Here is a 15,801-nt window from a genome sequence, read left to right as displayed (position 1 = left end):
CTGTGATTATTTTTATTGTTATTTTATGCGAATATCCGAAATTAATCCCATTTCCTTCCCTTTTTCGAGCATAAACCGATATGCTTCTTCTTTGTCGTTAGCGATATCGCCCTCCAATATGGCCTCTCGGATCGCATTTTTAATAACGCCCACCTCCCGACCGGGACTCAGCTTAAATGCAGACATGATATCCTCTCCCGTTACCGGAGGCTGCCAGTTCCGGATTTTGTCCCGTTCCTCAACGTCACGCAGTTTCTGCTTTACCAATTCAAAATTCTGCCGGTACTTTTTCCGCTTGTACTCGTTTTTAGTGGTCACGTCGGCATGGCAAAGCGTCATCAGGCTATCGATGTCATCACCGGCCTCAAATAGCAGTCGTCTGACTGCAGAATCGGTAACGATATCTTGTGCCAGTACGATCGGCCTTAAGTGCAGCAACACCAGCTTTTGCACAAATTTCATCCGATCGTTGAGTGGCAACTTGAGGTCTGCAAATAACTTTGGCACCATACGCGCGCCTTTATCTTCGTGCCCGTGAAACGTCCACCCATGCCGCTTGTCAAAACGCTTGGTAGCGGGCTTGGCAATATCGTGCATAATGGCGGCCCACCTAAGCCAAAGGTCATCACTCATCGTTGCCACATTGTCTAACACCTCCAATGTGTGGTAAAAATTATCTTTATGTCCTTTTCCATCAATGACCTCAACGCCATACAGGTTGGCCATCGCAGGAAAAATCAAGGACAGCAGTCCGGAATCGAACAGATACTTAAACCCGATCGACGGCTTCGCCGCCAGAATAATTTTGTTGAGTTCGTCGATAATTCGCTCTTTGGAGATAATTTTTATTCGCTCCCGATGTTCCGAAATTGCCTTGACCGCCTGTATATCAATACGGAAGTGAAGTTGTGTAGCGAACCGGATGGCACGCATCATGCGCAATGGGTCATCCGAAAAGGTTTCTGCTGGATTCAGCGGTGTCCGGATAAGCCGGTGCTGGATATCCGTGATTCCGCCAAAGGGATCGATTAATCGCCCAAAATCATGCTTGTTAAGCGACAATGCCATGGCGTTGATGGTAAAATCGCGTCGGTTTTGATCGTCTTCCAAACTTCCGTCTTCGACGATGGGTTTACGCGATTCCGAACGGTACGATTCTTTGCGGGCTCCTACAAACTCCAGTTGCAAGGAGCCATGATTCAGCATGGCCGTACCGAAATTTTTGTAGACAGCAACCTTAACGCCTAAGCGATTTCCTACCCGGGTTGCAAAATCAATCCCACTTCCAACGACTACGATATCAATATCGTTTTTGCCTTCACGCTTCATGATCTGATCGCGTACGTACCCGCCAACCACGTAGCACTCCATCTGGGATTCGTTGGCAATATCACTCAATAAAGAGAAAATGGGATGTTGTAAAAATTCCTTCATAAATGTCTACGGTATCGCCTTGGTCAATCAATCCCGGTCACGCGTCAACCGCTTTGTAACCAACGGATTGGAAGACAATTCAGCTTGCTCTTTCCGCCGTTTGACAATATGGATCGCCGAGAATATCGCTTCCCGGAAAGATGTTTCCGAAGCCAGATTTTTACCAGCGATATCGTATCCCGTGCCATGATCCGGCGATGTGCGCACAACGGGTAGACCCGCTGTAAAATTAACGCCGCTACGGGACGCAATGTGTTTGAAGGGAATCAGTCCCTGATCGTGATACATCGCCAATACCGCGTCAAATTTGACATACGCATCCGAAGCGAAGAAACCATCTGCCGGATAAGGGCCGAAACAAAAGATTCCCGCCGATTTCGCCTGTTCAATTGCCGGAACAATTAGCTGTTCATCCTCCGAACCAATCAATCCGTGATCTCCGGCATGTGGATTCAGCCCCAATACGGCAATTTTAGGTTTTTGGATCCAAAAGTCCCGTTTCAAGCTCGCATTCATAAGCGATAACTTGGAAACAATGGCTTCGACATGTATACTCGGCGCGATATCCTTTACCGGAATGTGTCCGGTAACCACGCCAATCCGCAGATCTTCACTGATCATAAACATCAGCACGTTCTCACTGTTTGTGCGGGATTGCAGGTATTCGGTATGACCCGGAAACTCGAACTCGCTCCGCTGGATGTTGTGCTTGTTGATCGGAGCGGTAACGAGCGCATCGATCTTGCCAGCTATCAAATCATCTACGGCGTGCTTTAACGAGAGGAATGCATACTTTCCGCCAATCTCATTTTCTTCGCCCAAACTGATTTTCACTTCCTCCGGCCAACAATTGATGATATTAGGGCGTTTATGATGGGCCTGCTCGGGAGAATTGATCACATGAAAACTAAAATCATTAATTCCCAGTGCTTTGCGATGAAAAGAAGCGACCTTGGTATTTCCATACACAACGGGGGTAAAATATTCCAGTATCCGATTATCCATCAAAGTCTTGATAATAACCTCCAATCCGATCCCGTTTACATCGCCTATGGAAATTCCTATCTTCAATTTATCGCTCATATCCGTTCTGTAGTTTGGCTACCAAAAGTATGAATTTAAAGGACGCACTCAAAACAATTTACGCGCGAGCCAAATGACGAAGCTGAGTATAACGCTCAGCAGCAGCATGCTAGTGATTGGCATATAAAAATTAAACCCCGGCCTCTCGATGCGGATATCGCCGGGTAAGTTGCCGAATCCCTTTAACCGGTCGCCCAGGAAATAGACGATCAGCCCGATCACCAGAAGGGCTCCGCCTCCCAAAATCAATATTCTAGCAATTTCTTTCATGATTAAGCCGTAAAGTTACAAAAATACGTCGGCGTTCACGCAACGTGACGATCTGCGGATCACGTTATGATAACGACTGCAGCGACTTTTTGCTGAACCTTGTGTGAAAAAGAATTAAATCGTAAAATATTATCTTTGCCGCAAATCCATGCATTAATGAGCAGCGTCCGCGCAAAAAAACACCTGGGGCAGCATTTCCTGACGGACAAGAACACCGCGGCTAAAATTGTGGGAGCTCTTCGGCCCCAATTGGGATATGACACCGTGTTGGAGGTCGGTCCCGGCATGGGCATTCTATCGGATTTACTACTGACGCAAGAGCCGTATCAAACGTGGTTAATCGACGTAGATGGCGAATCCATTCAGTTTCTGCAGCAGCACTACCCCCAAATTGGTTCCCGGCTTATTCACGGAGATTTTTTGCAGCTGGATTTCGCTGCCCATTTTGAGGGAAAGCTAGCCATTATCGGCAATTTCCCCTACAACATTTCCTCTCAGATCCTATTTAAGGTGTTGGCCGAACGCCACCGTGTAATCGAAGTCGTGGGCATGTTCCAGAAAGAAGTTGCCGAGCGCTGCGTTGCCTCGCCGGGTGGCAAGGACTATGGCATTCTTAGCGTGTTTCTGCAAGCATACTACCAGGTGGAATATTTGTTTACCGTGAAAGCCGGCGCATTTAATCCACCTCCCAAAGTACTTTCCGGTGTTATTAGACTTACCCGTAATGCGATCGAAGCCTTGGATTGCGACGAGGCCCTTTTTGGGCGAGTAGTCAAGGCCGCCTTCAATCAGCGACGCAAAACTTTACGCAACGCACTAGCGTCTCTTATCCCCAAAGAGCAGATGAGCGACAATCCGCTGTACGAGCTGCGCGCCGAACGGCTTTCGGTCGCAAATTTTATCACATTGACAAACGAAATTTCTAAACGTATATGACAACACTTCCTACCAACGTCTTGATCGTGGACGACATTCATCCCGTTTTTACCGAGCGGCTTCAGGGCGAAAACATTGCATTTAACTATCAACCCGCAATTAGCAAAGAAGAGACGTTGCGTATCATACCGCAATATACCGGATTAGTTATACGATCGAAGTTCAAAGTCGATGCAGCTTTTATTGATGCAGCTCCGCAATTGGACTTTATCGCCCGCGGCGGTGCAGGGATGGACAACATTGATGAAAACTACGCCACTGAGAAGGGGATTACCTTGCTAAACGCCCCCGAAGGCAACCGAGATGCGGTAGGTGAACATATGGTGGGAATGCTCCTTGGGCTGATGAATAACCTCTATCGTGGTAACGGCGAAGTAAAGGGCGGGCTGTGGCGGCGAGAAGAAAACCGTGGCGTGGAATTAGGCGGCCGTACCGTTGCCCTGATTGGTTACGGCAATAACGGGCAGGCCATGGCTCGCAAGCTGTCCGGATTCGGGGTCACGGTAATTGCCTATGACAAATACAAAACGGGATTCAGCGATGCCTATGCCCAGGAGGCAAGCATGGAAGAGGTGGTCAAACGAGCCGATGTACTCAGTCTTCACATCCCACTCACCCGTGAGACACGCAACCTCATAGATGACGAATATCTCCGTCACTTCCGTAAACCCTTTTTCTTTCTCAACGGTGCACGCGGCGAAATTGTTAACATCCCTTCCATATTGAAAGCACTTGACGAAGGAAGGATATTGGGAGCCGCATTTGACGTACTGCCTGTTGAGAAATTTCCGGACTTAACCCGGCAGTCTTGGTTTATTCCGTTGATCAAGCATGAAAAAGTGGTGCTAAGTCCCCATGTTGCAGGCTGGAGTGTAGAAAGCTACTTCAAAATAGCTGATGTGCTGGTTGATAAAGTCATCCGGTTTTTAAAATCTCACGCTGAATAATCGCGCTTCCTCATTGTCGCCATTCAAGCGGTCATAACAAAGGCAACCCAGTTGTTCCGCCCACACGCGTGTCAACGGCTTTCAAAGAAGGTACACAAAGGGTACACAAAAGGTACGGAAGACGTGCGTATCACGTGCGGATGGGATATGTTGCATTATGCTATCCATACCGCCAGAAACTGAAGGGCCATCATTCCGTCCAATAGGAAAAAATAATAGTATTCATTTTTTTTTACCGGTGGAAACAAAATCATGACCAAGCAAAATACCGAAGTGACCGACAGTGCAAGACGAACCTGCAAAGAATAACCGCTTATCCAGATCCAGCCGGCATGCAAAACCAATAAGGCAGCCGATAAGGCCAGCGCCTTACGCTCTCCAACCATAACGGGAATGGTTTTCAATCCATAGTACCTATCCTGATAAATATCACGGATATCAAAAGGAATTGTAATGGCGACGACAAACAAAAACACCCATACAAATAATTGGGCTACCTGCCAGCCGTCGATGACAACGCCCTCATAATAGGCCCTGGCAACGGGCAGCAATACATTGCTCATTGCCCACATCAGCCCAATATAAAACAGTTTCAGTCCGGTAATCTGTCTCAATCCGACCCAATGACGTTTACCCTGTATGGGAAGCACGGGAAGGTTGTAGGCCAAACCCATTACGCCCATGACGCCCAACAACAGAAAAGCGGGCCAATGAAGCTGTAATCCCAGTGCCAGTAGCGTTACCACCGCCAAACCGGTCCACCCCCAAAGTGATCGTTCATGCTTGAACACCCAGCGGACACGACGGAAACGAGATTTCTCCGGTTGCGGTGGCTTTCCCAATATCATGCTGAAATTATAAAGCGCTAAGGTCGAGCAACCCAATATCGTGAGCACCACACCGTCGAGAGGAAGCGACAGCAATAGGTAAGTCAACCCGCCCTGGGCTACGGCACATAGGGCTATAAAGACATTACTAAACAATAAGGTGTCAACGGCACGTTGTATATAATTCCGCAGCATTTGGCAGAAAATTCTCTTTTTTACAAAAAGTACGTAAATTAGCCAGCGTTTAAAACCAAATGTAGGCCAATGTGTCCAACAAAATAACACATAAAAAAGTTAAACTAAACATGGATTTACAAATCAAATCATTTGAGGAATACCAACGGGTTTACCAAGAGAGCGTAGAAAAACCTGAGGAATTTTGGGCGGGAATTGCAGAACATTTTTACTGGAGACGTAAATGGAACCGAGTGTTGGATTGGAATTTCAAGGAACCCAAAATCAAATGGTTTGATGGTGCACGGCTCAATATCACCGAAAACTGCCTTGACCGGCATATTTACAAGCTGGGCGACAAACCCGCTATCATCTGGGAACCTAACGACCCCAATGAAGCCTTTCGGGTGCTTACTTATAAGCAATTGCTGGAAAAAGTCGAACAGTTTTCCAATGTACTCAAAAATAACGGTGTCCGTAAAGGCGATCGTGTATGCATTTACCTGCCCATGGTTCCCGAATTGGTGATTGCAGTACTTGCTTGTGCTCGCATCGGGGCTATCCATTCGGTGGTTTTTGGTGGATTTTCCGCTCAGTCCATTGCTGATCGTATCAACGACGCAGACTGCCGATTGGTGATCACTTCGGACGGTGGATTCCGCGGCACCAAAACCATTGAGTTGAAGAGCATCGTCGACGACGCATTGGTGCAATGCAAATCGGTAGAGCGCGTTATTGTGCTTACGCGCACCCGCACACCTATTTCCATGATTAAAGGACGCGATGTTTGGTGGGAAGATGAAATCAAAAAAGTCGAAACCCAGGGCAATCCAGCCTGTCCGGCCGAAGAGATGGACGCCGAAGACATGCTATTTATTCTCTACACGTCTGGTTCTACCGGCAAACCCAAGGGAGTAGTCCATACTTGTGGCGGATATATGGTTTATACCGGATACACCTTTTCCAATGTGTTCCAATACCAGCCGGATGAAGTGTACTTTTGTACCGCCGACATCGGATGGATCACAGGACATTCGTATATTATCTACGGCCCGCTGTCACAAGGCGCGACTTCGCTGATGTTTGAAGGCATTCCGACATGGCCGGATGCCGGGCGTTTCTGGGACATTGTTGACAAACACCAGGTAAACATCCTTTATACCGCACCGACGGCCATCCGATCCTTAATGGCTATGGGCGATGAATACGTCGACAGCAAAAACTTGAGCAGCATCCGGAAGCTAGGCAGTGTAGGCGAACCCATTAATGAGGAGGCCTGGCATTGGTACGACGAGAAGATCGGAAAAGGGAAAGCCCCGATAGTGGACACCTGGTGGCAAACCGAAAACGGAGGGATCCTGATCTCGCCAATAGCGGGTGTAACGCCTACGAAGCCGGGCTATGCGATGCTACCTTTGCCCGGTGTGCAGCCGATATTGGTGGACGAAAATGGCAACGAAATTACCGGCAACGACGTAAGTGGCAACCTTTGTATCAAGTTTCCCTGGCCAGGCATGCTACGCACCACCTATGGTGATCACGAACGCTGCCGCCAAACCTACTTCTCGGCGTATGAGAACATGTATTTTACCGGCGATGGATGCCTTCGGGACGAAGACGGTCATTACCGCATTACCGGTCGTGTAGACGACGTACTGAACGTATCCGGCCACCGCATTGGCACCGCAGAAGTAGAAAATGCCATCAATATGCACAGCGATGTGGTTGAATCAGCCATCGTAGGCTACCCACATCCGGTCAAAGGACAGGGCATTTATGCATTTGTCATTGCCAGCCAACACCATATCGACGAAGACCTTACCCGGCAGGATATCAATCAAACGGTCAGTCGGATCATCGGCGCCATAGCCAAACCGGATAAAATCCAGTTTGTATCCGGTCTACCTAAGACCCGGTCGGGAAAAATCATGCGGCGGATCCTACGGAAAATCGCCGAAGGTGATACGTCCAATCTGGGGGATACTACGACCCTGCTTGATCCAAGTGTAGTGGATGAAATTAAAGCGGGGGCCGAGAAGTTAAGGTCCTAACCATTTTTGAACGCGGATGACAGCCGATTGACGGATCGCGGATCTGTTAACCGGCTGTCATCCATGTTCAATTTTCTAATCCAATTCAAACGTAAACTGGTCGTAGGCTGCCGTGCGCCAGGCAAGTTGCCGGGTAGACGGAGAAATCGCAAACAAAGGCGAAAAGGTACGGACATTAACCGTCTTTCCATCGGGCAAAAACTCCAGGTAGCGCAGCCAGCCGTCGCCACCATTACCGTGCCATCCACCACCTAACGCCTGCGCATTGAAAACCATCTGTTGCACGCGTTTGCCTCCAGCGTTGGTATCCGTCCGGAATCCGATGTGCCCAAGGATATCGTCGGGTTTACCGATATGCCCACTGAATACCAGCTGGATATTCTTGGAAGGTTTGACCAGTTTTTCCCAAACTGCGGCACCATAGTTTCCATCCGTGATGGGATACCCTTCCTTCACGATATGTTCACTTTCCGAATTCAGGTACGAGTGGGTTAACAGGATGACGGTATGGTCCGCATATTTTTCTTGGTTGACAGTTTGCAACGCCCAGTTAAGCACCGTATCTCTTGGCGCGAATTCCAACACCATGACCAAGAATTTACGCCCATGGGGCGATGTGAATTCATAGGTGGCATTGGTAAGGGAGGGATAGCCTTCGGCGTCGGTACCTACATCCCGGAGCAATTTTTGAGACAATGGATTTTTATCTACCGGAAAATACTGGTTGTAATTTGTCCGGCGGTACTCGATATTTTTGACGCCATAGTCGTGGTTGCCTGTACCTGCAACATAGGGCACCTTGCCATCCAGACGGCTAAAAGCGCGAGCCACAGCCTCCCATTGCTGTTTACCTGCTTGATTCCCTTGGGTCTCGTTCGGATTCAGCCAATCGTTATGCTCTACTAAGTCCCCCGTACACAGCACCATCCCGATATTCAAAGGCTCGATCTGTTCGCTGATCCATCCGGTCATTAGCTCGAGGACGCCTTGGTTCCGTTCAAACTTCACGTAGCTCTGCGGATCAGGCAACAACACCAACGACCATGAATCGGGATTACTTAATGCGGGGGGTTGATAGGAATGCGTCTGTGCATTACTGACAAAAGGCGAAAAACTGACTAGAACAATGGCGACGAGCCGGATAAAATAGTGTTTGTACATGCTTGATAAGAATAGTTTTTATTTGGTTTTATATGTATGCATCATTTGATTCCCAATGCGGCGATTAAGTTACCTAATTGCAACGCCGTGCGTGTAAGGTTTATGCCCGTGAGCGGCAACGCTTCCGCCAATGAAGTCGGTGCGTTTCCAATCGGCATCAACCCATCAAAATACGCATTCAGTTCGTCTGCAATTTGAACAGGCACTCCGCCTGCCAGTCCGAGAACGGGCACCCCCATTTGCCGTGCGCTTTTCGCTACTCCGTAAGGTCCTTTGCCCCGCAACGTTTGGCTATCAATGCTTCCCTCGCCGGTGATGACCAGTTGGCTTTTGGACAAGGAATCGTCAAAATGCGTCAATTGCAAAAAATAATCAATGCCATTCGCCAGCTTGGCATTCAGAATTCCAACTAACCCTGCGCTGGCGCCACCAGCCACTCCACCCGATGGAAAATCAGCGATATTATGTCCGGTTACAGACTCTACGACCGCCGCAAATTGCCGCAACCTTTCTTCCAATGCTCCGACCATCTCGGGGGTTGCCCCCTTTTGCGGACCGAACACGGCTGCCGCTCCATTCTTCCCTAACAAGGGATTGTCCACATCGCACAATACAGTAATCTCGCAATCTGCCAATCGTCCGTCCATTGACGTGCAGTCCAATGAATGCAATCGCGAAAGACCGAAGGGCAGATCGGTAATCGTTGCCCCCGCTGCGTCCAAAAATCGGACGCCAAGTGCTGCGAGTATACCGCTTCCTCCGTCAACCGTAGCTGATCCCCCCATACCAATAATAATCTTTCGGACCCCGCGGTCCATCGCAGCCTTCATCAATTGTCCCGTTCCAAACGAATTCGTACGCAACGGATTCAGCTCATTCTGTTTCAAAAGGTGCAACCCCGATGCATGTGCCATTTCGATGACAGCCGTCTGCCCATCCGCTATCAGTCCGAAGGAAGCAGTTACCGGCCTTCCCAAAGGATCATCCACCCGTACCTCAACCGAATAGCCTCCCAGCCGGTCTAATATCAGCTCACCAGTCCCATTGCCACCGTCCCCTATCGGGAAACACTCGCACGTACACGTCAGTTTACTGGCTTCCAAACCGGCTTGAATAGCCAAGGCCGCTTGCTGCGCTGTTAGCGCGTGTTTAAATGCATTAGGAGCAATGAGGACATGCATGGCTACGTATTGACGACATGAATCGGTTGGCCTTGGAGGTAGGCCACCCAATTGGCGACTACTTTTTCCATCATGCGACTCCGAGCCTCCCGGGTAGCCCACGAAATGTGTGGCGTAATCAGGCAATTTTCAATACCAATTAGCGGATGGTCTGACGGAGGCGGTTCAGCCGAGAGGACATCCAGTCCCGCGCCGGCGAGTTGCCCGCGTTTCAATGCGTCGGCTAAATCTTCTTCAACGATAATCGGCCCCCTTGACGTATTCAGCAAAAAGGCACTCTTCTTCATTTTGGCTAACGTTCCTGCATGGATCAATCCCTGAGTCGCCGGTGTAAGCGGGCAATGAATGCTCACCACATCCGACTGTTCCAACAACTCATCCAAGCTGGCCCAACTAAAATTCCGGCGATGTGATTGGTCTGTATGGGTGCGGCTATAGCCCAATACCTTCATACCGAAAGCCGACGCCACATCAGCCACTCGCTGACCGATGTCACCGAATCCGATGATCCCCAGGGTCTTTCCGGATAGTTCCACCAAGGGATATTCCCAGAAACAGAAATCGGGTGATCGGGACCACTTGCCTTTTGACACGCTATCGCTGTGTCGCTGCACCCGTTGACACAACTCCAGTAAGAGCGCAAATGTCATCTGTACGACGGAATCGGTACCATATCCCGGCACGTTGGACACCACGACGCCCCGTTGCTTGGCTACGGCTACATCTATGATGTTGTAGCCGGTCGCCAATACGCCGATATAACGCAATTTAGGCAACTTCCCCAGGGTATCGGCGTTGAGAGGCACCTTATTCGTAAATACAGCTTCGGCATCTTTAGCCCGCTCCACGATGTCTTGCAAAGGGGTGCGGTCATAAACGGTAAGGTTTCCTTTTTGTTGCAGGTTGTCCCAACTTAGGTCGCCCGGATTTAACGTATAGCCATCTAATACAACTAGATTCATTTGCAATTTCCTTTGACATTTCAATAATAAGAAGAACTTTTCAAATAGCAGAAAAAGTGGAAGCCCAGCGTAAAAAAAAGAGGAATATTCACTTTTTTTCAAATTTTAAGCAATGGCGTTGGCAAAATTTATATATTTTAGTCACCCGTCAACAAAAAAGACAGATGTTAATTGCGATTCTATCAGGCCTGATTGTCTCCATTTTATATATACCCTTCGGTAAATATCTGAAGGGTAGATTCGCCATCTATGTGTCGTTTCTGCCGATCGCCTTGTTTACGTATTTTGCCAGTTTTATTCCGGTCATCGGCAGAGGGGAGGCGGTATCTTTCCATGCCCCGTGGGTTCCTTCATTGGGCATCAATTTTGATTTCCGTCTTGACGGGCTTTCGCTGTTGTTTAGTTTACTGATAACCGGCATTGGATCGTTGGTCTTTTTATACGCCGCCCCCTACTTAAAGGGCCATCGGTACCTCGATCGTTTTTACGCCTATCTAAGCTTGTTCATGGCAGCGATGCTCGGTCTTGTCTTAGCCGACAACGTGCTGCTGTTGTTTATTTTTTGGGAATTAACCAGCATCAGCTCCTTTTTCCTCATCGGTTTCAACAATGACCATGCGGAGTCGCGTAAAAGCTCATTGATTGCATTAGGCATAACCGGCGGAGGAGGATTCCTATTAATGGCGGGGTTGATTTTGATGGGGCATCTTTCCGGCAGTTATTCGATCCAGGAAATGCTTGGAGCAAATGAATACCTGAAAGGCCATGCGCTATATGGCTGGATATTGGCATTGGTTTTTGCCGGCGCATTCACAAAATCGGCCCAATTTCCCTTCCATTTCTGGTTACCGGGAGCCATGAAAGCGCCTACACCCGTATCTGCCTATTTACACTCTGCTACGATGGTGAAAGCAGGCGTTTACCTGCTGGCCCGGCTCCATCCGGTATTAGGCGGCACCGATTATTGGATGTACCCGCTGGTCGTTGTAGGCGGCGTCACGATGCTTTACAGCGCTTTCCATTCCGTATTCCGCATCGACTTAAAAGCGATACTGGCCTACTCAACGATTGCAGCACTCGGCATATTGGTCTTCCTTATTGGCATCGGCACGCCGGAATCCTTGCTGGCTGCGACCGTATTTATTCTTGTCCACGCGTTATATAAGGCTTCATTATTTCTCGCCACGGGCGTGATCGACCACGAGACAGGCACGCGTGATGTTACGCAGCTGTCGGGCTTACGCAAGGTTTTAGGGCCCCTGTTCGTTGCAGGAATGTTAGCCGCTTTGTCGAGCGCCGGAATTCCCCTTACTTTTGGCTTCATTGGCAAAGATCTAATCTACGAAGCGACTTTGCATACGCCGGGTGTATTTCCGGTCGTGCTTACCGGTCTGGCTGTACTTACCAACGTGCTGGTTCTATATGCAGGCTTTCTTGCAGGCATTAAACCGTTTACCGGTCCGCTTCCCCGACAGTATGCCGACATCCACTTACCTCACCCACTCATGTGGGCAGCCCCACTGTTGCTGGCTCTTCTGGGTTTATTATTTGGCTGTCTGCCGTCTCTCGTAGACGGCGGGTTATTGAATCCCGCGGCCCAGGCCATGCTCCATGCACCTGTAGATACGCCACTGAAAATCTGGCATGGGTTCAACCTCGTATTATTGCTCAGCGGCGTTACGTTGGCATGCGGTGTTTTACTGTATGTAATCCGAAAACCTTCAGCAAACAGCTTGGCCGCAATTGAGCGATTCAACGCCCTATCACCCCGTTATCTTTTCGGTAAGCTTGCCAGTTATGTAAAACTAATTTCTCGCCGCTATACACAGATACTTCACAATGGTTTTCTGCGGGTATATCTATTTCGCATTATTGTGTTTGCAGTCTTACTGCTTGCCTTTCGGTTATTTACCGGAGGCCCTGTCCGCTTAACCCTGGATTACCTTTCTCCAGTCGGGCTTTACGAAATTAGCGTGGCTGCGATTCTCATTGCTGCCATATTCCTGGCGGTTACGACGCCATCGCGGCTTACGGCAGTCGTGGCCACCAGTGTTATTGGCTACTGCATCTGCCTACTGTTTGTGTTTTATAGCGCTCCTGATCTGGCAATGACCCAGTTTTCCATCGATACCTTAACCGTCGTCTTATTCGTCTTGGTACTCTTCAGGCTTCCACCCTTTCTCAATTTTGCTAACCGCGCGGCCAGAATACGTGATTGGATGGTTGCGCTGGCTTTCGGCGCAGTAATCTCGCTCATTGCGCTCCAGGTGCTGAACCAACCTATTGACGGCGAGGTAAGCCGCTTTTATGGAGACAACGCCTACACATTGGCGAAGGGTAAGAACGTGGTCAACGTAATTCTCGTGGATTTCAGGGGGGTTGATACGATGTTCGAAATTGTGGTCTTGAGCATCGCAGCCATCGGCGTATTCAGTTTATTGAAATTACGGCTTAACGCATCGGAAAAAGAATAAGTATGAACAGCACTATTTTAAAAACCGCTTCCAATTACCTGCTTCCTATTTTGCTGCTCTTTTCAATATTCCTGCTGCTACGTGGCCATTATCACCCGGGCGGCGGATTCGTGGGCGGCCTTATTGCTTCCATCGCATTCGTACTGCATAGTTTTACCCATGGCACCGACGCTACCTTGCGGCTACTCCGTATCCCTCCTGGCTCGCTAATCCCGGCAGGCCTTGGGTTAGCGGCACTCAGCATGTGTGCCCCCCTGCTGGTCGGCCAGCCGGTCATGACCGGACTTTGGATGGAAGACCCGCTACCGGTAATCGGTATGGTCGGCTCCGCTTTGTTCTTTGACCTTGGAGTATATTTGGTGGTAGTTGGCGTAGTACTCACCATCTTGTTTACCATTTCTCAATACAGCGAATAGATATGGAGATTGTACTGGTTCTTTTAATAGGAATTCTCTACGCTTCAGGCATTTTCATGCTGCTTCGCCGGAGTATGGTCAAATTACTGATCGGGCTTATTCTGTTGGGCAATGGAGCCAATCTGTTGATTTTCCTGTTAGGCGGAATTACCAAGGGAAAGCCGCCGGTTATCGATGCAGCGGCGAAACTGTTTACTGACGTGTATGCCGATCCGGTCCCTCAAGCATTGATCCTGACCGCCATCGTCATCAGTTTCGGATTGCAGGCGTTTGCGATCGTTTTATTAAAACGGGTTTATGTATTGGTCAATTCGGATGACCTTGACGACTTAAACACACCGGAGGAAGAAGACATATGACGGACAACACACTCATTTCTCCGGTACTGATTCATCTGTTTACAGCCGTCATAGCCTTATTTTTTTGGCGAAAAACGGTGACACAGCGCATTATCAGCGTCGTGGGTAGCGCCTTAGCAATGTTGCTGTCCATCGAACTATTTGCGAAAGTATGGCGGGGCGGTATCCTCACCCTCCAGGCAGCCGGCTGGGACGCCCCTTTTGGCATCTCCTTCGTTGCAGATGTATTCAGCAGCAGTATGGTATTGCTCACTTCGTTTTCCGGATTTGCGGTATCCCTGTATTCGGCTACCGGAATCGCGCGTGCGCGGATGCTGTATGGCTACTTTCCTATTTTCCATTTTCTACTGATGGGACTTAACGGAGCGTTCCTTACCGGAGATATTTTTAATCTGTATGTGTGGTTCGAAGTCATCATCATCGCATCCTTTGTACTCATGACGTTGGGGGGTAGGAAAGCCCAGATCGAGGGTTCGGTCAAATACATGGCGATGAACATTCTTGCGTCAACATTTTTCCTTACCGGAATCGGTATTTTATACGGCATCACCGGCACGCTCAATATGGCCGATTTATCCCTGAAAATCGGCGTCATGGAGAATCGCAAACTGGTGGACATCACGGCCATCTTTTTTGTCATCGGATTTGGAATTAAATCGGCTGTATTCCCCTTGTATTTTTGGCTTCCCTCTTCCTATCATACCCCACCGTCGGCCGTTGCCGCGATATTCGGGGGGTTGCTGACCAAAGTTGGCATTTATGCCTTGTTCCGTATTTTTACATTAATTTTCATACCCGATAATTTCCTCAGCACGCTGCTCGTGATATTGGCAATACTCACCATCCTGACGGGCACATTCGGAGCGGTCATTAAAAACAACATCCGACGGGTATTTTCATACCTGATTGTTTGCCATATCGGCTTTATGGTAGGCGGATTGGGCATGTATTCAGAAATTGCCCTTACGGGAGCGCTGTTTTACCTGTTTCATGACATGATGGTCAAGACCAACAGCTTTCTTATTGCCGGGCTCATCCGGAAGCTGCGCGGCACAATGAATATGGAAAAATTGGGTGGGCTCTATGCAGAGTACCCCTTGCTATCGCTGCTGATTGCGCTTGTCCTCTTTTCATTGGTAGGTATACCTCCCCTATCTGGATTTTGGCCTAAAATTTATTTATTTGAAGCTGGCTTTATGGATCGTCAGTACCTATTGATCGGTGCTATTATCATCGGCAGCTTTGCAACGCTCTATGTGATTGCGAGACTGTGGGCCAAGGTATTTTGGAAGAGCTTACCGGATACGCAGGACGGCAGCTTCATCGTCGATGAATTCAAACCGACGTCCCGTTTCCGGAAGGCATTGCTGGTTGCCCCGATTGCTTTTTTGGCAGCGATTACCTTGTACATCGGGTTAGGTGCAGAGAACATTACGCAGGTTGTCCAGCATATTGCACGGGAGATGAAAGACCCTTCGCCTTATATCGAAGCCGTTTTAGGAACAAATGTATCACCGTAACACACG

Annotated in this window: 14 protein-coding genes; 7 read left to right on the top strand and 7 right to left on the bottom strand. The window is 48.9% G+C overall.

The window, feature by feature from the left end; all coding sequences use genetic code 11:
• Window positions 1-18 precede the first annotated feature (18 nt).
• The 3 genes from ACFQRK_RS21390 to ACFQRK_RS21380 are packed head-to-tail and all read right to left on the bottom strand — an operon-like array spanning window position 19 to window position 2,787.
• Window positions 19-1,434, bottom strand: coding sequence for a CCA tRNA nucleotidyltransferase (locus ACFQRK_RS21390; RefSeq protein ID WP_379010258.1), 1,416 nt, complete (start codon window positions 1,432-1,434; stop codon window positions 19-21).
• A 27-nt stretch (window positions 1,435-1,461) separates the two neighbouring features.
• Entirely contained in the window at window positions 1,462-2,517 is a 1,056-nt protein-coding gene (gene pdxA / locus ACFQRK_RS21385; RefSeq protein ID WP_379010257.1) for a 4-hydroxythreonine-4-phosphate dehydrogenase PdxA, read from the bottom strand.
• Between the two features lie 48 nt (window positions 2,518-2,565).
• The gene (locus ACFQRK_RS21380; protein ID WP_379010255.1) at window positions 2,566-2,787 is read right to left on the bottom strand and encodes a DUF2905 domain-containing protein; all 222 of its coding nucleotides are present in this window, start codon (window positions 2,785-2,787) and stop codon (window positions 2,566-2,568) included.
• A 156-nt stretch (window positions 2,788-2,943) separates the two neighbouring features.
• On the opposite strand from ACFQRK_RS21380, the gene rsmA reads away from it, so the two are divergent.
• Both rsmA and ACFQRK_RS21370 read left to right on the top strand, forming a co-directional pair.
• Window positions 2,944-3,723 (top strand): 16S rRNA (adenine(1518)-N(6)/adenine(1519)-N(6))-dimethyltransferase RsmA, encoded by a 780-nt coding sequence (gene rsmA, locus ACFQRK_RS21375; protein WP_379010253.1) that lies wholly within the window; start codon window positions 2,944-2,946, stop codon window positions 3,721-3,723.
• Window positions 3,720-4,670: an NAD(P)-dependent oxidoreductase gene (locus ACFQRK_RS21370; RefSeq protein WP_379010252.1), complete on the top strand. Its 951-nt coding sequence runs from the start codon at window positions 3,720-3,722 to the stop codon at window positions 4,668-4,670. Before rsmA ends, ACFQRK_RS21370 begins: the two co-directional genes overlap by 4 nt.
• Before the next feature lie 155 nt (window positions 4,671-4,825).
• Here ACFQRK_RS21370 and ACFQRK_RS21365 read toward each other — a convergent pair whose 3' ends face one another.
• Complete coding sequence (locus ACFQRK_RS21365) at window positions 4,826-5,692, bottom strand: UbiA family prenyltransferase (protein WP_379010250.1); 867 nt, start codon at window positions 5,690-5,692, stop codon at window positions 4,826-4,828.
• A 71-nt stretch (window positions 5,693-5,763) separates the two neighbouring features.
• Between ACFQRK_RS21365 and acs the strand changes: the two genes are divergently transcribed.
• Complete coding sequence (gene acs / locus ACFQRK_RS21360) at window positions 5,764-7,722, top strand: acetate--CoA ligase (protein WP_379010249.1); 1,959 nt, start codon at window positions 5,764-5,766, stop codon at window positions 7,720-7,722.
• 75 nt (window positions 7,723-7,797) lie between these two features.
• On the opposite strand, the gene ACFQRK_RS21355 is transcribed toward acs, so the two are convergent.
• Genes ACFQRK_RS21355 through ACFQRK_RS21345 form a run of 3 tightly spaced genes read right to left on the bottom strand, consistent with a single transcriptional unit; the run spans window position 7,798 to window position 11,026 of the window.
• A complete protein-coding gene (locus ACFQRK_RS21355) occupies window positions 7,798-8,883 on the bottom strand; it encodes a metallophosphoesterase (RefSeq protein ID WP_379010248.1) in 1,086 nt (361 codons plus the stop codon).
• Window positions 8,884-8,924: 41 nt separating this feature from the next.
• Complete coding sequence (locus ACFQRK_RS21350; RefSeq protein WP_379010247.1) at window positions 8,925-10,064, bottom strand: glycerate kinase; 1,140 nt, start codon at window positions 10,062-10,064, stop codon at window positions 8,925-8,927.
• A 2-nt stretch (window positions 10,065-10,066) separates the two neighbouring features.
• Entirely contained in the window at window positions 10,067-11,026 is a 960-nt protein-coding gene (locus ACFQRK_RS21345; RefSeq protein WP_379010246.1) for a D-2-hydroxyacid dehydrogenase, read from the bottom strand.
• Window positions 11,027-11,190: 164 nt separating this feature from the next.
• Here ACFQRK_RS21345 and ACFQRK_RS21340 point away from each other — a divergent pair, with 164 nt between their 5' ends.
• From ACFQRK_RS21340 to ACFQRK_RS21325, 4 genes are read left to right on the top strand one after another with little or no spacing between them, the layout of a single operon-like run.
• Window positions 11,191-13,500, top strand: a complete 2,310-nt coding sequence (locus tag ACFQRK_RS21340; RefSeq protein ID WP_379010245.1) for a putative monovalent cation/H+ antiporter subunit A — start codon at window positions 11,191-11,193, stop codon at window positions 13,498-13,500.
• Between the two features lie 2 nt (window positions 13,501-13,502).
• On the top strand, window positions 13,503-13,916 hold the full coding sequence (locus ACFQRK_RS21335) for a Na+/H+ antiporter subunit B (protein ID WP_379010243.1): 414 nt from the start codon (window positions 13,503-13,505) through the stop codon (window positions 13,914-13,916).
• 2 nt (window positions 13,917-13,918) lie between these two features.
• Complete coding sequence (locus ACFQRK_RS21330) at window positions 13,919-14,275, top strand: Na+/H+ antiporter subunit C (RefSeq protein ID WP_379010241.1); 357 nt, start codon at window positions 13,919-13,921, stop codon at window positions 14,273-14,275.
• Entirely contained in the window at window positions 14,272-15,795 is a 1,524-nt protein-coding gene (locus ACFQRK_RS21325) for a proton-conducting transporter membrane subunit (protein WP_379010240.1), read from the top strand. Before ACFQRK_RS21330 ends, ACFQRK_RS21325 begins: the two co-directional genes overlap by 4 nt.
• Window positions 15,796-15,801: the final 6 nt, after the last annotated feature.

The sequence above is a fragment of the Parapedobacter sp. GCM10030251 genome (assembly GCF_042666505.1).
Classification (GTDB): domain Bacteria; phylum Bacteroidota; class Bacteroidia; order Sphingobacteriales; family Sphingobacteriaceae; genus Parapedobacter.
Note: the sequence above shows the minus strand (reverse complement) of the source record. Positions and strands in the feature narration are given on the sequence as shown.